The sequence below is a fragment of the Chloroflexota bacterium genome (assembly GCA_016235055.1).
Classification (GTDB): domain Bacteria; phylum Chloroflexota; class Anaerolineae; order JACRMK01; family JACRMK01; genus JACRMK01.
Genome location: JACRMK010000031.1, coordinates 24,699 through 44,126 on the forward strand (window position 1 = coordinate 24,699; position 19,428 = coordinate 44,126).

The 19,428-nt window shown below is 63.9% G+C and carries 9 protein-coding genes; 5 read left to right on the forward strand and 4 right to left on the reverse strand.

Annotated elements, in window-relative coordinates:
* Positions 1-406 precede the first annotated feature (406 nt).
* A complete protein-coding gene (locus HZB53_07880) occupies positions 407-7,417 on the reverse strand; it encodes an RHS repeat protein (protein ID MBI5877553.1) in 7,011 nt (2,336 codons plus the stop codon).
* 658 nt (positions 7,418-8,075) lie between these two features.
* Between HZB53_07880 and uvrA the strand changes: the two genes are divergently transcribed.
* The 5 genes from uvrA to miaB all read left to right on the forward strand — a co-directional run bounded on the left by uvrA (position 8,076) and on the right by miaB (position 15,698).
* Positions 8,076-10,970 (forward strand): excinuclease ABC subunit UvrA, encoded by a 2,895-nt coding sequence (gene uvrA / locus HZB53_07885; protein MBI5877554.1) that lies wholly within the window; start codon positions 8,076-8,078, stop codon positions 10,968-10,970.
* Between the two features lie 244 nt (positions 10,971-11,214).
* A complete protein-coding gene (locus HZB53_07890; protein MBI5877555.1) occupies positions 11,215-12,000 on the forward strand; it encodes a YhfC family intramembrane metalloprotease in 786 nt (261 codons plus the stop codon).
* Positions 12,001-12,253: 253 nt separating this feature from the next.
* A complete protein-coding gene (locus HZB53_07895; GenBank protein ID MBI5877556.1) occupies positions 12,254-13,147 on the forward strand; it encodes a hypothetical protein in 894 nt (297 codons plus the stop codon).
* Positions 13,148-13,164: 17 nt separating this feature from the next.
* Complete coding sequence (locus HZB53_07900) at positions 13,165-14,043, forward strand: sulfurtransferase (protein ID MBI5877557.1); 879 nt, start codon at positions 13,165-13,167, stop codon at positions 14,041-14,043.
* 269 nt (positions 14,044-14,312) lie between these two features.
* Positions 14,313-15,698 (forward strand): tRNA (N6-isopentenyl adenosine(37)-C2)-methylthiotransferase MiaB, encoded by a 1,386-nt coding sequence (gene miaB, locus HZB53_07905; protein ID MBI5877558.1) that lies wholly within the window; start codon positions 14,313-14,315, stop codon positions 15,696-15,698.
* Between the two features lie 196 nt (positions 15,699-15,894).
* On the opposite strand, the gene der is transcribed toward miaB, so the two are convergent.
* Genes der through HZB53_07920 form a run of 3 tightly spaced genes read right to left on the reverse strand, consistent with a single transcriptional unit; the run spans position 15,895 to position 19,404 of the window.
* Positions 15,895-17,271 (reverse strand): ribosome biogenesis GTPase Der, encoded by a 1,377-nt coding sequence (gene der / locus HZB53_07910; protein MBI5877559.1) that lies wholly within the window; start codon positions 17,269-17,271, stop codon positions 15,895-15,897.
* A 4-nt stretch (positions 17,272-17,275) separates the two neighbouring features.
* Positions 17,276-18,598 carry a hypothetical protein gene (locus tag HZB53_07915; protein ID MBI5877560.1) on the reverse strand — a complete coding sequence of 441 codons (1,323 nt, stop codon included), beginning with the start codon at positions 18,596-18,598 and terminating at the stop codon, positions 17,276-17,278.
* A gap of 20 nt (positions 18,599-18,618) precedes the next feature.
* On the reverse strand, positions 18,619-19,404 hold the full coding sequence (locus tag HZB53_07920; protein MBI5877561.1) for a TIGR00159 family protein: 786 nt from the start codon (positions 19,402-19,404) through the stop codon (positions 18,619-18,621).
* Positions 19,405-19,428 lie beyond the last annotated feature (24 nt).

Sequence of the window (19,428 nt, forward strand, 5' to 3'; positions counted from 1 at the left end):
TGTCCGGCGAAAGTATACTTCGCCAAGTTTGGATAGAAGTCCGAAACATCATCGAACTCGAGTGACATGCTATGCAGAGATGTGTCTACCGTGACGATACTCCGTATGACTTGTCGCCCGACGAAGATTCTGGTTTCTAGGAATGTTAGCACCAGTTTGCCTCGAAAGGCCGAAAGATCGCGGCAGTGACCCGAAAATACAAGTCCCGTGAAATATGCAGCTGGCAGGGTTTTATGAACTTCAGCACTGACACCCGCAAATACTAGGTCTAGGTCCACCGCGGTCTGGCCTGGCTTCGACATTGCTAATGGAACTGCGCTCACCGTAGTTGATTCGAAACTTGATACACAGCCAGCAAGTAAGATCAAAACGACCATACTAACGACAGCGTTCCTATCGTACGGCTTCATTGCTGACTGCTCCATCGGAGATACTCATCAAGTGTTTGCTGATCGTAGTCGGAGCTGTCTATCACCCATTGAAAACCGTGTTTCTCGATATTGGCCTGAAGCCCTCTATCTCCGTCCCAACCCCAGTTATACCCGATAAGAATCAGCCGCTGCTTTTCCGAAGGACCCAACTTGTCGAAGCCAGGCATAGCACTTAGTTGATCTGTGAGGTACTGTGCCATCCCCGACACATATTCGATAGCAGTGGGGCTATTCTGAAGCGCAGCAACTCTTTCTTGGTCATTCGCACGGGTCCTTACGTAACCCAAACCCTCCAATTGGCGCGCTCTTCTCAGCTGCATTTGCCCTGGCCCTATAGACGCGATGTGCCCCGGTACCAAGACCTCTAGGGATTCGGCACCGTTAGCGATAGCCCCTGGAACCTGGTTTGGAATCGGTGTTAATAACCGGCGCTCAAACGCAGCACTCTCATGGCGGAGAATGGCCTTGACAAGTGTTGGGTCTAATCCCCTTGATGCTGATTCACTTTCGATCGCTTGCGACATCTGGGTTACGAGTTGGCCACCAACTTGATCGCGACTTGCTCGATCGGCGCCCGGGACGATCACAGTGCTGAGCTCCCAAGCACCTCGCCCTCCGACGTATGCTCCTAAAAGGACAATGCCAAAGGCGCATGCTGGGCAATGCCCCGTCGGGTCCGTATACTTCAGCGGGTTGTTGTAGGTGTAGCTGTACCGATTCAGCGCCTGCGGGTTGCCCGCGCCGGGGACGATACTGTCAGCCGACAGGAACCGGCCTAGCAGCGTGTCATAGTGCCGCGCGCCGTAGTCGTACAGCGCGCCCAGCGCCGCGCCCTCCGCCCGCTGGTCGGTGAACAACCGGTCGGTCTGCTGCGCCCCGCTCGTCGTGCGCGTCCCGCCATACGCGTAATACTTCGTGCTCGCCACCACCGCGCCGTTGGCGTCCGTCGTCAGGCTGTTGCTGCCGAGGTGGTCGCCCTGGATGAAGTATAATCCCGCCGCGTTGCGCACCGCAACCCGCTTGCCGCCCGCGAAGTAGTAACTGGTGTCCGTGCCTGCGGTCACGTTGCGCTCGTACAGCGCGCCGACGGCCACGGTCGTGGTGACGCCGTTCGCCACCCATTTGACACGTTTGCCGTCACCGTCGTAGATGTACGCCATGCTGGCGCCGTTGCTGGTCGTCACCAGCACCAAGCGGTTGTCCACGTCCCACGTCTGCGTGTACGTCGTGCCCGCTTCGGCCCGCAATGTCATGTTGCCGTTGAGGTCATACGTATAGGCGTTGCTGCCCATCGCGGTCGCCGCATGCGGGCGTGCCTGCCCAGCTGATGGGTAACTGTACGCCACGCTGCCGCTGCCCTCGTCCTTGCCCGTCAGGTTGCCGATGGCGTTGTACGCGTATGTGCCGCTGTAGCCCTGCGTCGTGGTGCTGATCACCTGTGTCAAGCGGTCGAGCGCGTCGTACTGGAACGCCTGCTTGTCGTCCGGCACGACCAGCGCGCCCCCGTTGAACTCGCGGTAGTCGTCCAGATAGAGCGTGCCGCTCTTGATCGAACTTAAGAAGTGCCATTGCTGGCCGCCAGCGATGTCGAGGTTGTAGGCGTAATGCACACCGGCGGTTGCAGTATACACCTCCAGCGTCAGTCCACGTGCGTCATCCACGACCATCGTGAGCGTGTACCACGTGTTGGCTTGCAGCGTCGGGGTCAACCACACGGGATAACGCTTGCCCACCCCGTCGTAATACTGCATGGCCAGGTGGCCGGTCGCCTCGCCGACCACGGCCAGGCGCTGATACGCTGCGTTGTTTGAGTTGATGCCCAGCGAGAAGGAGTTCAGCGCGTTATCCAGCTTGAAGCGCACCTCCATGCCCGTTCCGCTCGCTAGCGTGTAGCCGGTGCGTGTCAACATTACGCTGTAGTCCGTGCCGTTACCGACCAAGCGCGCCGTGTTGTTGCCCGCGTCGTTGTACGGGATGGTGACGTTGCCGGCGGTACTCCAGTTGCCGCCCGCGCTATCAAAGGGATCGCTGAAGGTGATATTGAGGGTGCCGGTGATCGCGCGCGGCACATCGCGAATCGCCGTGACGTTGCCCACGCTATCGTAGGCATAGCGCAAATCTTGCACCGCCGCGCCGCTGGGCGATTCGGTGCGAATGCGCCACAGCCGCCCGTAGTTGCTCAGACCGGTGCTGGGTGGACTATCCCAGGAGTTGGCGCCCCAAGCGTTGCTGCCGATGCCAAAGTACCCGAAGAGCGTGCTGAGGCCGTTGCCGAGGTCGAGGCGCGCGAGTGAGCCGTTGACGTTGTAATCCAAATTGCTCGCCAGCCACTGGCCGTTGCTCTGGCTGCGCACGTTGTCGAGCAGCCCGCGCGTGCTGTATGCGTTGGTGATGACCTCGCCGGTCGGGTATGTCAGTGACCGCACGCGGTCGGCGGCGTCGTAGCTGGTGCTGGTCGTGAACACGCCGACGCTCGTGATGCTCTTGACCTCGCGGGTGGCGCGCCCACGTGCATCATACGCCCACGTCGTATAACCCGTCGCGTCGTCCATGCGCACGCGGTTGCCGACGCCGTTCGTGCCCGTATCATACGTGTAAGTGATCGGCGCAAGGCTGCTACCGACCGGATACGTCTTCCTTGTCAAGCGGTTCAGTTGATCGTATGTGAAGCTGAGTGTCTGCCCCTTGGCGTCGGTTTGACTGGTCAGGTTGCCCGCCGCGTCGTAGGCATACAGCCAGCGGCCCATGTCCGGGTCGAGCATGCCGGTCTTGCGACCCAGGTTGTCGTAGGTGATGACCGTCGTGTTGCCGACGGTATCCGTCACGCGCGTCAGATGCCCTAGCATGTCGTAGCCGTAGCGGGTGGTGTTGAACTGCAATTCGTCGTAGTTGTCCAGGCGCTGTGTTCCCACCTTCACCCGCGCCATGAAGTTCCAGGTACGGCCTACCCAGTTGCCGTCGCCGCTCTTCACCTCCCGCAGTTCCGCCCCACTGGCTGGATTGTCGCGCTCCCAGACCTGCGTAATAAACTCGCCCGTGCCGCCCGCTTTCAGCAGTGCGCGATACCAGACGCCGGTCTTCAGCGCGAGCAACGATGCATCCGCTACGCCGTATGCCTGGCGCGCAATCACCCCACCGCTGATCCGCAAACCCCAGCTGCGCCAACTGCCGGCCGGCCAGTCGCCGGTTTCCAGGAAGATCTCCGAGTCCGGTGTGCTGCCCGCGTCCAATTCGAAATCAAACACCACGCCCTGGCTGTCGTGTGTCGTGGCCACCCGCACGGCGTTGGCGTTGTAGTCAACGCCGTTGCCGACCTCGTTGAGCGTGCTGCCCGAGGCGGTCACCTGGTTGTTCCATAAAGACCAGCCCGGCAAACTCGCGTTGTCAAAGCCATCGCTCCAGCGCACCAGCGTCTCGTCGACGGCGGATAGTCGCCCCAGTGCATCCTGGAACGACAACTTGACGTGCCGGTTGGCGTCGATGTTCGTCTGTGCCAGTGCGCCGTAGGCGGCGCCGCCGGTTGTGCCGTCGGGGTTGACCACCCACACCGGCCGCGCCAGCGCGTCGAAACTCGTCGTGGTACGCGGGCGGCTGTCGATCGCCGACCACTCGCCGCTGACGAATGTGCCCAGCGTGCCGACGACGCTAGTCGGCACCGAAGCTGCTTCGACCTTGCCCAGCGCATTGTAGCGCTGGTTGCTGACGATGATCTGCCCGGCCGTGTCGCTTGCGGACTGCGATTGCACAACCTGGCCGAGGCCGTTGTATATGCTGGCGGTCGACTGGTAGGTGGTCGCCTCGCCGGGCGCGTCGGTGCGCACCTCGACCTTGAAGACGAATGGGATCGTATCGCTGTAAGTCATTTTGGCGGTCGCCGCGCCGCCCTGCTCAGTTGGCGACCAGACGCTCGTGCGCCGCCCGAAGGCGTCATAGGCGATGCTGGTGACTGCGCCGTTGGGGTCGGTCACGGTAAGCGGCTTCTGCAGCGTCAGGTCGTACTGCGTGACGGTGCGCTGGCCGAGCGCGTTGGTGACGGTCAGCGGTAGCACATGGTAGACGCTGTCATAGCCGGTGGTCGCCGTGTAGCCGCGCGTGTCGGTCACGACCGTCGGATTGCCGTAGCTGTCGAACGCCAGCGTGGTCGTTACATAGAAGCCATTCGGATCGTTAGCTGGGTTGTTGCCCCGCACGATGCGCGTGACGTCGCCCTTGATCGGCGGCGTCGTCAGCCCCTGCCCATCAAAGTAGTAGATCGCCTGTGTTTTGAGATTGATCGAGCCAACATTAGTCGGCATGATCGTCACAAAGGTATTCTCCCAGGCGATCTTGTTGACGATGTAGCCGGTCGTGGTGCTGTAGGGGTACGTTTTGCGGTGAATGGTGAAATCGTCCGCCGCGTCATTCACGTCGCCGTAATGCCATTCGGCGACTGTATTGCCATAGGTATCGTAGCCATAGGTCGTCCGGGTCTGGCGGCAGGTCGCGGTGCCCTCACATGCATACGCGTCCGACTCATCGAGCCGGATGAAGTTGCGGTCATATAGCGGCATGCTGCTGCGATCCTGCAAGACCACATACGAGTACACGGCGGTCGTCGAGACCAGCACGCTCCCGCTCGGCGACAACTGGCGCGCTTCATACATGCGGCCCTGCCGCGGATCGACCTTGTTATCGGCCAGCCGCTGGTGGAACTTCTGCACGCTCCGACTCGCGACGCCGCTGGCGGTCGTCCCGCCCGCGTAGACCGTCTGCGTGACGACGCCGTGGCCGAGCAGTTTGTCCCCTGTCTCTTCAGGCACCCCGATCGCGTCATACTCGGTGGGCGTGTAGTTCACTTGAGGGTTAAAGCCCAGAGCATTCGTTTGTAAGGTCAGCGCGCCATACGCCCAGGTGGTGAGGAATGACGCGCTCGGCGTCACGCTGCTGACCGTCTTGGTCATCACGGCCCAGTATTTGCTCTGCCCGTTTGTGTTGCAGGTCGCCGGATCGACGCACCACGAGGCAATCGTCTCCTGCCCGTAGTGATACTCGACACCGCCGCCGTACCCGTTGGTCCCGGTCACCACGAACTGGCTGTCGTCGCCGCTCGTCCCGTAGCCCAATGTATATGTCGGTACACTGATGGCGCCGCCCTGCCCGCGCAGGCTGATACCGGTCACCCGCGTCTTGTTGGCCGCCGTGTCGTATCCCAGCACGTAGGAGCGCACGATATTGCCATTGGCCCAGACCTGGATCGTCGCCAGACGGTCATAGGCGCACGTTTTCTGGCTCCACGCATCCTGTCCGTAGTTCGGGTCGTTGTCGCTGCCGCAGTAGCCCATATCTTTGTCCGGCTTGGTTTCGTATACGAACGTCGCGACGCGCATGCCGTTGACCGTGATCGTCATCGGATAGATCGCGTTGATCGACGTATAGCTGCGCTTGCGCTCGCCGGGAACGTCGTCGCATAAATAGTTGATTTGCCGTGTTTGGACGCGGTAGTCAATCGTGGCTACGTTCTGGTGTGTGTCGGTGATCGCCGTCACATTCCATTGGTTGGGAAATGATGATGGTGCGTCGCAGTACGAAGCGTAGCCAGTCACCAGAAACCCCGGATACCTGTACTCCCCGAATTTGTCGAAGCGGTACTGCGTCCCATTCGGGTCGAACATCAGCCACTGGCTTTCACCGTTCAGGCGTGATAGCCGCGCATAGCCCTCGTTTAGCGGGTGCCAGTAATCGTCTCCGCCCGACGCGGCCGGCCACTGCACGATGCGACCGGATGCGCCTGGCGCCGACACATAGTAGCGGTCGTACGGGACTTGTTCGCTGAACCAACGCGTTGCGACGGTGACTTGGCGATTAATCGTAGGCAGACCGTTGAGCGACCAGGCCGCACCGAGGAAGCTCGACTGGCGCCCGTACATAAGCGTGTCGTCGTCGCGGCGCGCCTCGGCGGCGCTGGCCGAACTGTAAGCCAGCGCGAGGGGCGGCATCACATTGCCTGGCAAGACCGGCAAGGCGATCGGGTAATTGACGGTCGCGCTGCCCATGAACGGGTCTTCACCGAAGCTGTTCATGCTCGGCAGGTAGTGCTGATCGAGACCGGTGAATTGGCCGAGCCCCCACTGGCTGAAGTGCGAGATGGCGGCGGTGAGCGTACGCGACTCGTAGTTGTTGACCGCGTCGACGCGCTCCCAGCGCTGCGCCTGCGTACTGAACGTGAACAGCGCCGGCGTGCCGCCGGACAGCCGATTCCAGAAGCTGCTGTAGTTGATGGTGAGCGTCAGTGGCTTAGCAAAGGCATCCACGCCTATCCCGTTGGATACCTGCCGCGCTGTGAGGTCAAAGACGTAAACGAGCGAGCGGGTGTAGATCGGTGCACGCTCGATGTGCTGGATGACCAGATCGGTGGCCGTCGCACTGGACGGAAGATCGAGCGTGAGCACGCCGTCTGTGGTATGCAGTTGGCCGCCGATGGCTGCTGACACCATGATCGTCGTGGTCACTTCGACAGTTGCCGTGGGGATCGCAGTGGGCGTCACGCTCAACGTGGCTGTCAATATCACCGTAGGCGTCAGGGTCGGCGTCGCGGTCGGGGTGAACACGACCGTGGGCGTCACGACCGGCGTCGCCGTGCTGGTCGCTGTCGGTGCGGTCGTCGCGGTAGCCGTCGCGGTCGGTAGCGGCGTGCTGGTCGCGGTGGCCGTGATCGGCGGAATCGCGGTAGCCGTGCTGGTAGCAGCGGGCGTGTTGGTCGCGGGTAACGGCGTGGCGGTGTTGGTGGCAGCCGGTAATGGCGTCGCCGTTGCGGTGCTCGTGACGGGCGCACTGGTCGCGGTCGCGGCCAACGCCAGCGTGGCGGTGGGCGTGACAACGCGCGTGGCCGTCGCAGTGGCAACGGTCTGAGCGCGCACGGTGGGGGCGAGCGCGAATGTCACGTACAGCAGCGCGGCGCAGGCACCGGCGAGACCGATCACGAACGACAGACGCATTGCAGGACGCATAGTATTGCTCCGACGAAATGTTTATATTGTGGCCTACCGCCCGCTCCCTAGCGAACACCATAGCACGGAATTTGGTTAATTTTCAAGGAGATGTTGGTTAACGCCAGATTAATCGCACAATCATAATACCTTACCGCCTCGCTCCCTGTTCCCTGAACCCTGAACCCTGACACCCGTTTCCCGTCTTCGCTCATTTGTGCTACACTACTTTTGAGTGACAGGAACCGATAAATTAGCGCCTCTCGCCGGTCATGTGCCGCGAGAGGATTTGTATCTGTGATGCCATAATACGGACGCAAACAGATCATGCCCATTGTTGTCATGCATGTCCTGTGCACGGCGCTGCCCAGCGGCTTCGGGCCGCTGGACGCTTAGCGCGTCTCGGCCATGTCCTGTGCAGCGGGGCGTACGCCCCGCTCCGCGCCTGAGGTGCGGGCACAGGATGAAGGCCGAGACGCAGCGTCGCCGTCCGCCGCTGCGCGGCGGGCACAGGCTGAAGCGCGAAGGCCATGCCTGCAATTAGGCGCACATTTCACGCGCGAAGCATCTAAAGTGCGGCAGTTCAGATGTTTCGCGCGCGTGGCGCATTTCCAGGACGATAGGCTTGCCTCCGCGCTCAACATGACATTACAGGACGTGACCAGATTGAAATAACATTATGCCCCAAGACAAGATCATCATCCACGGCGCGCGCGAGCACAACCTGAAGAACGTCACGCTGGAGATCCCGCGCGACAAGCTCGTCGTCTTCACCGGCCTGTCCGGCTCCGGCAAGTCGTCGCTGGCGTTCGACACGCTGTACGCCGAGGGCCAGCGGCGCTACGTCGAGTCGCTCTCGGCCTACGCGCGGCAGTTCCTCGGCCAGATGGAGAAGCCGGACGTCGACAAGATCGAGGGGCTGTCGCCGGCGATCTCAATCGACCAGAAAGGCGTCAGCCATAATCCGCGCTCGACCGTCGGCACGGTCACCGAGATCTACGACTACCTGCGCCTGCTGTTCGCGCGCATCGGCATCCCGCACTGCCCGCAGTGCGGCCGCGTCATCCAGACGCAGACGGTCGAGCAGATCGTGGACATCATCAGCGGCTGGCCGGAGGGCACGCGCATCCTGATCCTCGCGCCGCTGATCCGCGGGCGCAAGGGCCACCACCAGAAGGTGTTCGAGGACATCCGCAAGGCCGGCTTCGCCCGCGCGCGCGTCAACGGCGAAATCCGCGACGTGAACGAGGAGATCGAGCTCGACCGCTACAAGAACCACAGCATCGAAGCGGTGGTCGACCGCCTGACGGTGCAGCCGGCCGGCGACGGGCAGTCGCGCCTGGCCGATTCGCTCGAAACCGCGATAAAACTGGGCGAGGGCGTGGTGATCGTCAGCCGCGTCGAGGGCGACAAGGGCGAGGATCAGTTGTTCTCCGAGCAGTACGCTTGCCCGTACGACGGCTTCTCGCTCGGCGAGATCGAGCCGCGCTCGTTCTCGTTCAACACGCCGCACGGCGCGTGCCCGGCCTGCCAGGGGCTCGGCGTCAAGATGGAGCTCGATCCCGACCTGATCGTGCCGAACAAAGACCTGTCGCTGACCGAAGGCGCCATCAAGTCGAGTGGCGCCGCCAACGATGAGGACTCGTATTTCATGCGCCTGCTGACCGCCGTGGCGCACCACTACAAGATCGACCTCAATGCGCCGTTCCGCACGCTGACGCCGGAGCAGCAGCAGGTGATCCTGCACGGCAACCAGGGCGAGGTCGTCAGCATCGAATACACCAACCGGCAGGGGTTGAAGCGCTACTGGGAGACGAGCTACGAGGGCGTCATCCCGAACCTGGCGCGGCGGCACGCCGAGACGACCTCGGACTGGATGCGCTGGGAGATCGAGTCGTACATGTCATCGCGGCCGTGCCCGGAGTGCAACGGCGCGCGCCTGAAACCGGCCGTGCTCGGCGTCACCGTCCAGAAGCGCAACATCGTCGACGTCACGCACATGAGCGTCGGCGACGCGCTCGGCTGGGTCGAGATGCTGCAAGGCAAGAAGACACCGCGCACGACCAGGCTGAGCAACGGCGAAGCGCTGCCCACCCTCTCCGCGCGCGAGCAGAAGATCAGCCAGCAGATCCTCAAGGAGATCTACAACCGGCTCGGCTTCCTGGTCGACGTCGGGCTCGACTACCTCTCGCTGCAGCGCTCGGCTGGCACGCTCTCCGGCGGCGAGGCGCAGCGCATCCGGCTGGCGACGCAGATCGGCTCGCAGTTGATGGGCGTGCTCTACATTCTCGACGAGCCGTCGATCGGCCTGCACCCGCGCGACAACGCGCGACTGATCCGCACGCTGACGCGCATGCGCGATCTGGGCAACACGCTGATCGTCGTCGAGCACGACGAGGAGACGATGCGCACCGCCGACTGGATCGTGGACATGGGCCCCGGCGCGGGCGAGCACGGCGGCAAGGTCGTCGCCAACGGCCCGCTCGAGACGATCCTCAAGACGCCCGGCTCGCTGACCGGCAAGTACCTGAGCGGCAAGCTGAAGATCGACGTGCCGGAGACGCGGCGGCCGGGCAACGGCCGCGCCGTCGAGATCATCGGCGCGACCGAGAACAACCTGAAAAACATCTCGGTCACGCTGCCGCTCGGCAAGTTCGTCGTCATCACCGGTGTGTCGGGCTCCGGCAAGTCGTCGCTGATCGTGGAGGTGCTGTACAAGCGGCTGGCGCAGGTCTTCTACGGCGCGCGCGAGAAGCCAGGCACGCACGCCGAAATCCTTGGCACCGAGCACCTGGACAAAGTCATCGACATCGACCAGTCACCGATCGGCCGCACGCCGCGCAGCAACCCGGCGACGTACACCAACGCGTTCAACGACATCCGCGACCTGTTCTCGCAACTGCCGGAGTCGAAACTGCGCGGCTACAAGGCCGGGCGCTACTCGTTCAACGTCAAGGGCGGGCGCTGCGAGGCGTGCCAGGGCGACGGCACCATCAAGATCGAGATGAACTTCCTGCCCGACATCTACGTGCCGTGCGAGGTCTGCAAGGGCAAGCGCTACAACCGCGAGACGCTGCAGGTGCACTACAAGGGCAAGAGCATCGCCGACGTGCTCGACCTGACGGTTAGCGAGGCGATCGAGTTCTTCGACGCGATCCCGTCGCTGCGGCGCAAGCTGCAGACGCTGCACGACGTCGGGCTGGACTACATCCGGCTCGGCCAGCCCGCGCCGACGATGTCGGGCGGCGAGGCGCAGCGCGTCAAGCTGTCGAAGGAGCTCAGCAAACGCTCGACCGGCCAGACGCTCTACATCCTCGACGAGCCGACCACCGGCCTGCACTTCGACGACGTCAAGCGGCTGCTCGGCGTCTTGCAGCGGCTGGCCGACGCGGGCAACACGGTCGTCGTGATCGAACACAACCTCGACGTGATCAAAAGCGCGGACTGGATCCTCGATCTCGGCCCGGAGGGCGGCGACAAGGGCGGTCAACTGATCGCCGAGGGCACGCCGGAGGCGGTGGCACGCGTGAAGGAAAGCTACACCGGTCAGTTCCTGCGCAAGATATTGAAATAAGGCCACCACAGAGACACGGTGAACAAGAACTGTCATCCTGAGCGCGGCGGCAATGCGTTGTTTTTACATGATGCCACGCGCGCGAAGGATCTGAAAACAGTGAACAATAGCGCCTGCGGCGGCCAATCGTTGAGATGCTTCACGCGCGTGGCGCAATCGTGTTCTGCGGGACTTGCCTTCGCGTTCAGCATGACAACGCCGTGTCTCCGTGCCCCTGTGGTGAAATGCTGATTGGGAGACCCCCATGCCAGAAAATCCAATACTGATCACCCTGCCGCTGGACGGTCTGCTGATGATCGCCATCCCAATCGCGCTGGCGGTCGCGATTCACCGGCGCTGGAGCGTGCGCGGCGCGCTGTTCGGCGCGGGCGTAGTGACGTTCATCGCCTCGCAGGTCGTGCACCTCCCGATGCTCTGGCTGATCGGTCTGCCGTTCCAACAGAAATGGGTCGCGATGCCCCCTGAATGGAACCTGCCGTTCAACGTGCTGGTCGGCGGCCTGACGGCCGGCCTGTGCGAGGAAACGGCGCGCTATATCGCGTTCCGCCGCTTCCTCAAGACGACACAGACATGGGAAGAGGGCCTGATGTTCGGCGCGGGGCATGGCGGCATCGAGGCCATTCTGCTTGGCGTGCTGGTGCTGGTGACGTTCGCCAACTACTACACGATCAGCCAGATGGACATCAGCGCCCTGCCGGAAGCGTCGCGCGCCGGCGCGCAGCAACTGGTCGACGCGATCAACCGCACGCCGCCGTTCGAAGCCTTGCTGGGCGCGGTCGAGCGCGTGTTCGCCATCTGCCTGCACCTGGCGATGTCGCTGCTCAATCTGGTCGCCGCGCGGCGCGGCAAGCCGGCGCTCGTCGGCGTCGCCATCCTCTGGCACGCGGCGGTCAACGGCATCGCGCTGGTGGCGGCCTCACTGTGGGGCGCGGTCGCCGCCGAGAGCGTGCTGGCCCTGACGGCGATCGCCGCGGTCGTGCTGATACTCCGCCTGCGAGCGGTTCTCCCTTCAAGCCGAACCGCGCCTTGAGCCTTTCGGGACCTGAGCCTGTTGGGACGGATATACCGCCAAGGTTTCGGAACTCATAAGTTCGTCATGCCGGTATGTAGTTAGCCGGAATGACGGGCTGTTAGGCCACGGCTTGTTTCTTGTCCTCCGACAGTTCTCAATTGTGCCCGTTGGTCCCTGACCCTGTCGAAGGGCAAACCTGCGACTTTCGTGCCTGTGTTATAATTTCTTCTCAGCGTGACGCGGCAAGCCAGCCTCGCGCAGGGAGAAAGCCATGAACATCAACCTGAGCAGTACCGACTGGAAGCAGCGGCGTGAAGACGCCGAGCAACTGGCGCGCGACATCGGTCAACAACTGTTCAAGTTCAGCGTGCGCTACGGCGCGGCCGTCGGCGCGCTGATTGTTTCGGCGTTCGCCGGGTGGTCGATCGCCAACGGCGTCTCGGATTACACCAAGGGCGGGTGGGAGACGCACATCGTCCAACGCAACATCGGCATCGACATCCACTTCCACCACTGGTATTACGGCATCCCGCTTGGGTTAATCGCCCTGCTGCTGATCAGTCGGCAGACGACACTGTCGATCTTCCTGTTCGGGCTGGGCGCGGCGCTCTCGACGCACTCGTACGTCAACGAAGGGGGCATACCGGCATTATTCGAGAACGGCGCGACATGGAAGGTTCCGACCGAGATCTACCTGCCAGCCGTCACGCTGTTCTGCGTGCTGTACGCGTTCTTCCTGTTGCGGCGCGAGGAGTGGCTGTCGCGCGCGCGCGAGCGCGAAGAGATCGCCATGTCGTACCTGTGCCCGTCGGCTATGGTGCCGTTGATCATGGGGCGCATCGACAAATGGGCGTCGGCCCGCTTCCGCCGGCGGCGCGTGCATCAAGACCGCTGGACGGCAATCCGCTATGCGTACTGGCGCACGCCGGATCCAGCGCTGCGGGGCGAGTGGCAACTGCACACCGTCTGCTCGCCGTTCGATGCGCATGCGTACCTGCTGGTCATCAAACTGCATCACCTGCCCATGGCGGGCCGCAAGGGCACGCTGGATGAGTGGATGGTAGAGTTAGACCGGCTGGTGCAACCCGAAGCGCGGCTGGCGCTGGCCGATGGCCGCATGGCGGACCTGGCGCCGGCCGATCCGGCCCGGCAAGCGGGCAACTGAGCACGAGAGAGGGAGTCATGTACGACACAATCATTTCTGCGAGCGAACTGAAGCGCCTGATTTCCAGCGGCGGTGACCTGGCGATCTTCGACACGCGGCACGTATTGACCGCGCCCGATCACGGCACCAATGCATACAAAGCGGGTCACATTCCGGGCGCACAGTTCGCGCACCTCGATCACGATTTGGCCGCGCCGATCAACGCGGACCCGCAGGCGCACAGCGGCCGCCACCCGCTGCCCGACATGGCGACCTGGCTGAAACGGCTGGGCGATTGGGGCGTGGAGCCGGAGACGCAGGTCATCGCCTATGATGATGCGGGAGGCATGGTCGCCTCGCGCATGTGGTGGATGCTGCGCATGGCCGGGCGCCGCGCCGCGGCTGTGCTCGACGGCGGCATGCCGGCCTGGCTGGCGATCGGCGGCGCATTGGAGACGAGCGAGAAAAAGCGTCCGGCTTTGCCACCGCACTCCGGCGGCAGCAGCTACGCAGACGAGCGCACGATCGCCGATGTGAGCGCCGACCGCGCACGCCCTGCCGCCGAGCAGCGCTATTTGCTGGTCGATGCGCGCACGGCAGAGCGCTTCCGTGGCGAAGTCGAGCCGTACGGCCCGGTCGCCGGTCACATCCCCGGCGCCGTCAACGCCTTCTACGGCGGCAATCTGAACCCCGATGGCACCTTCCGAAGCGTGGATGAGTTACGCGCGCGCTTCGCACCGATCGTGGCGCAGGCCGGCGACCGCGAGGTCGTGATGTACTGCGGCTCCGGCGTCTCGGCCTGCCATAACCTGCTGGCGATGGAGATCGCGGGGCTGCCCTCGGCGCGCCTGTTCCCGAACTCGTGGAGCGGCTGGAGCGCGACCGAGGGATTGCCAGTGGCAAAGGGCGAGGCGTAGTGCCCTGAGAAGGGTATCTGCCCGTAGACGATAGCTGTGCGATAAGGCTAGTTTTTGCCCACCCCCCGACCCCCTCCCAGCAAAGCTGGGAGGGGGCGAGAATCAAAGGGTATTTGCGCGGCGGCTTTGCCGCCGCGCAAATACCCAAACCCGATGCCCCCTTCTCCCCGCAAGCGGGGAGAAGGGGGTTAGAGGGATGAGGGGCGCAAAACCCATTCATATCTAAATCGGACGTATGATGGTTCAGTAAATATGAAACGGTGCAAATCGTGACCAAAACGTATCACATCTGGACCGAAGGCTGCCAGATGAACCTGGCCGACTCGCAGCGCGTAGCGATCGAGCTTGAGCGGCTCGGCTACGCGCCGAGCGAGCGCGCCGAGCAGGCCGACGTCGTCGTGCTCAACACCTGCGTCGTGCGCCAGCAGGCCGAGGAAAAGGCCGTTGGCCGCCTCTGGTCGCTCAAGCCGGCCAAGCTCAACAACCCTGACATGGTGCTCGCGCTGATGGGCTGCATGGTCGGCGTCAAGGACGCCGAGCCGCTGCGCAAGCAGTTCCCGTTCGTCGATGTGTTCATGCCGCCATCCGAGCCGGGGCCATTGGTGCGGCACTTGCGCGCGCGCGGTGACGATCCCGGCGCCGATCTGGAGCGCAGCGAGGTTGAAGCGCGGCACGCCATCCAGGACGAGTTTCGCCTGCCCGGCGGCGACACGGGCACGGTGTCGGCGCATGTGCCGGTCGTTTACGGCTGCAACCACGTCTGCACCTTCTGCATCATCCCTTACCGCCGGGGACAGGAGCGCAGCCGCCCGGTCGGCGACATTGCGCATGAGGTGCGGGCACTGGCCGCGCAGGGCGTCAAAGAGTTCACGCTGCTCGGTCAAATCGTCGACCGCTATGGCTACGATGTTGCCGATGGCCCGCGCCTGCCCGACCTACTGCGCGTGCTCAACGGCATCGACGGCGTAGAGCGCATCCGCTTCTTGACCTCGCACCCGAACTACATGGACGGCGCGCTGCTCGACTGTGTCGCTGAGCTGCCGAAGGTGATGCCGCACATCGAGGTGCCGGTGCAGGCCGGCGACGATGCGGTGCTGGCGGCGATGCGGCGCGGCTACACCAGCAGCGAGTATCGCGAGTTGGTCGGCCGCATCCGCGCGCGCCTACCCGGCTGCTCAATCGCGACCGATATCATCGTCGGCTTCCCGGGCGAAAGCGAAGCGCAGTTCATGCGCACCTACGACCTGCTGGCGGAGCTACGGCTCGACGTGGCGCACCTGGCGATGTACTCGCCGCGCCCAAACACTGCGTCGGCGCGGCGTTTGGCCGACGACGTGCCAGCCGAGGAGAAACTGCGCCGCCTGAAGGCGCTGGACGCGCTGCAGGAAGGCATCTCGCGCGAGATCAACGAGTCTCTCGTCGGCAGCGCGCAGCACGTGCTGGTCGACGGCCAGCACAAAGGCAAGTGGCGCGGCCGCACGCCGACCAACAAGCTTGTCTTCTTCGGCGACGATTCGCGCGACTGGCTGGGGCAGACGCCGATCGTGACGATCGTCGAGGCGGGCGCCTGGTCGATGCAGGGTGCGCTCGGCGGTGCGCCGCGCGCGGTCACCGGAGCGCCACCGCGCCGCGAGGTGATTCCGCTGAGCGGATAGAAACCAAAGACCCTTCGGATTCTCGAATCCCGAAGGGTCTTTTTTTCCTTCTAAAAGCATTCTGCAAATAACATCGGGCACGCCATGCGATGCGTAGGGGGCAGGTCTTTGACCTGCCCGGACAGGCCAAAGGCCTGTCCCTACATGCAGCGTGTAGACCTGTGCGGCACCATGTCGGATTATTTCTCAAACCACTCTACTGCCCCTTGCGCGACTCCTGCGCCTTGAAGGTCAGCCGGATCGGCGTCCCCGCGAACCCCCAGCGCTCGCGCATCAGGTTCTCCAGATAGCGCTGGTAGGAGAAGTGCACCGCGTCGGGATCGGTGACGTAGAACACGAACGTCGGCGGATTTTCGCCGGACTGCGTCGCGAAGTAGAAGCGCTGCCGTTTGTTGCGGTAGGTCGGCGGCGAGTGGCGCACCGTCGCATCGCGCACCAGGTCGTTCAACTCGGCCGTGCCGATGCGAATCGAACGTGACTCGCGCGCCTTGATCGCCGCATCCACGACGAGCCCCACCCGCTGCCTCGTTTTTGCCGAGATAAACAGGATCGGCGCCCACTCCATGAACTCCAGCGCCTTCCGCACCTGCTTCTCGTACAGCGGCAGCGTCGTCTCGTCTTTCTCGACCAGGTCCCACTTGTTGACGATGATGACGGCGCTCTTGCCCTCTTCGATGATGTACTGCCCGATGTGCGCGTCTTGCGCGGTAACGCCGTCCGCGCCGTCGATCAGCAGCAGCGCCACGTCGCAGCGCTGGATTGCGCGCAAGGCGCGGATGACGCTGTACTGCTCCACCGCGCCATGGTCAATCGCGCCGCGCCGCCGGATGCCCGCCGTGTCCACCAGCGTCACGTCCATGCCCTTCCAGTTCAGGGGCGTGTCGATCGCGTCGCGCGTCGTGCCGGGGATTTCGCTCACGATGGTGCGGTCTTCGCCGGTCAGCGCGTTGACCAGCGACGACTTCCCGACGTTCGGGCGGCCGACGATGGCGATCTTCGGCTCGGTGCTCTCCGGCGCGGGCGCCTGCGGGGGAATGCGCGCCACGACCAGGTCGAGCAAGTCGCCGGTTCCGTTGCCGTGTACCGCCGAGACGATGCACGGGTCGCCCAGCCCGAACTGGTAGAACTCGACGGCGTCGAGCTCGCGCTTGAGATTGTCGGCCTTGTTGGCGACCAGTACGATCGGCTTGCCGCTGCGGCGCAACTGTTCGGCCACATCCAGGTCACCCGCCGTGACGCCTTCGGTGATCGAGGTCACGAACACAATCACGTCGGCCTCAGTAATCGCGAGTTGCGCCTGGTGGGTCACCAGTTCCTGGATCTGGCGCGGGTTGTACTCGTGCATCAACTCCGTGCGGCGCGTCGTTTCGCGCTGGCCGGTCACGCGGTCGAGTCCGCCCGTGTCCAGCAGGGCGAACTCGACGCCGTTCCACACGGTATCGGCGTACAGGCGGTCGCGCGTGGTGCCGGGGCGCTCGTCCACAATCGCGAGCCGCTGACCGATCAGGCGGTTGAACAGCGTTGATTTGCCCACATTGGGGCGTCCGACAATGGCAACAATCGGTTTAGGCATGATTTCAAGGTCCCGGCGCGCGCGCCACAGTGACTTCGATGGTGTCCGGCACGATGCTCTCGACCCTCAGTGCATCGGGCTTGACGACCGTCGGGGTAATTTTGTACTTGCCGGGCGTCCTATTCGTCAGGTCGATAATGACCTGCACATCGTCCACGCGCAAGGATTGCAGTATTGGAAGCGGGCCGGCCAGAATGACGTCCACGGACTCCGGCGACAGCGTCGCCTTCAGCGCGCGGTCCAGCCCGCGCACGGTGATCTGGCGCTGCACGGTCTGGCCGCCCGTAATCGGCTGAACGTCGATCGTGACCACCACGCTCTGCGCATCGACCGGCGACACGCCTTCGGGCAACACGAGATTAACGCGGCTCACGAAGCCGATGCGCGAGTCTTTGATGTCGATCGGGTCCGTCGAGATAAATCCGCCGATCTCGTCGAGCCGGTTCGGACTGCCGACCACCGTCAGGGTGCTCGGGTTCACCGTAATGTTGCTGAGCCAGTAGCCGGCGGCGACGTTGCCGCGCGTCACGGCGCGCACCGACACATCCTTGAAGCCGAGCCGCTGCTCGACCGGCACGCGCACCGTGGCCGCATCCGGCACGATCCGCACGCCGGACACGACGTTGCCCTGCGCGTCACGCGCAAAGAGCGCGCTTTCGCGCTCGACTGTCGTCTTGGCGCCGCGCAGTTGCACGGCCGCCACAATTTCCGCCACCTGGTCGACGCGCGATTGCGGGCCGCTGACCTGCACGTACAGCGGGTTCGGCGCCGGCGCGCCCAGCAGGAAGCCGATCGGCGGGCTGTCGCCCACGTTGACCTGCACCGGGAACGACTTCTCGCGGTAATCCTCCAACCGCAGCGACACGCTGGCCGGATCAACCGACAGCAGCGCCACGTCCGTGTCAGCGAACTTGACTTGCACATCGTACACGCGCAGGCCGGAGACTGCGCCGGCCAGGTCGATGAACGCGCGCGCGCTCTGCAGGCGGTCGGCGCCGGACTGCAGGCGCTCCCAGCTCGCTTGCGACGCGCGGATGCGTACCCGCGCGGCGCGCTCGAACGGCTGGAACAGCACCAGCGAGGGCGGCTTGTTGACGATCTCGATCGGGATATCGCCCGGGAAAAAGTCGTCGCGCGACGGGTTCTGTTCGATCGCCGCCGCCAGCCAGATCGCCACGGCCAGCACGGCGGAGATCAGCGCGGTAGTCAGGTTGTCGGCCGTGAAGCGCGCCCAAGCCGGCATCCGCAGCCGGCGCGGCGCGCGCCGCGGGCGCGCGGGCGGCGCCTCGGTCGGCCTCTCGGTTTCCAGTGAGCGCGTGTCGTTCAAGTCAGCAATTGGCGCGTCCGTCAGTAGCGCCGGTTGGGATCGGCGTGTGTGAACAGATTCAGGATGCTCCGCAGCCGCACTTCATCGAGATTGCGGACCATGCGACCGTTGCGCGCGATGGAGATCGCACCGCTCTCCTCGGACACCACGACGCTGATCGCGTCGGTCTGCTCCGTGACGCCGATCGCCGCGCGGTGCCGGGTGCCGTAGTTCCGCTCGGTGGCCTCGTTCTGCGCCAGCGGCAGCATACAGCCGGCGGCCACGATGTGATCGCCGCGCACGATGACCGCCATATCGTGCAGAGCCGAGTTCTTGAAGAAGATCGTTTCCAGCAGCTCTTTGGACACGCGGCCGTCAATCGCCACGCCGGTATCAATGTACTGCCGTAGGCCGGTGCGCTGTTCAATCACGATCAGCGCGCCGAGGCGCTGCTGCGCCAGCGCGGCAATCGCTTTGCAGATCTCGTTGATGGCCAGTTGAGCGTCGCCGCCGGGCGAGCGGTCGAGCCAGCGGCCCGCGCGGCCCAGCCGCTCCAGCGCGCGGCGCATCTCGGGCTGAAAGATAACCGGCACAGCCACCAGCAGCGCGGGCAGGCTGTTGCGAATCAGCCAACTGACGGCGGTCAGGTGAAACACGGCGGTCAGGACGCCGGCCGCCCCCACCACCAGCAGCAGCCCGCGCATCAGCGTGACGGCCGGCGTGCCGCGCACGACATACAGCCCGGCGTATATGATCAACGCCACCAGCACAATGTCCACGACCGACAGCGCATCGAGGCGGCTGAGGGCAAGCAGAACGTTGGACATACGTCACGCGCGGCCGGCGCCGCG

Coding starts and splice junctions, on each gene's coding strand:
- HZB53_07880 (MBI5877553.1), bottom strand. CDS start 7,417: ATGCGTCCTGCAATGCGTCTGTCGTTCGTGATCGGTCTCGCCGGTGCC.
- uvrA (MBI5877554.1), top strand. CDS start 8,076: ATGCCCCAAGACAAGATCATCATCCACGGCGCGCGCGAGCACAACCTG.
- HZB53_07890 (MBI5877555.1), top strand. CDS start 11,215: ATGCCAGAAAATCCAATACTGATCACCCTGCCGCTGGACGGTCTGCTG.
- HZB53_07895 (MBI5877556.1), top strand. CDS start 12,254: ATGAACATCAACCTGAGCAGTACCGACTGGAAGCAGCGGCGTGAAGAC.
- HZB53_07900 (MBI5877557.1), top strand. CDS start 13,165: ATGTACGACACAATCATTTCTGCGAGCGAACTGAAGCGCCTGATTTCC.
- der (MBI5877559.1), bottom strand. CDS start 17,271: ATGCCTAAACCGATTGTTGCCATTGTCGGACGCCCCAATGTGGGCAAA.
- HZB53_07920 (MBI5877561.1), bottom strand. CDS start 19,404: ATGTCCAACGTTCTGCTTGCCCTCAGCCGCCTCGATGCGCTGTCGGTC.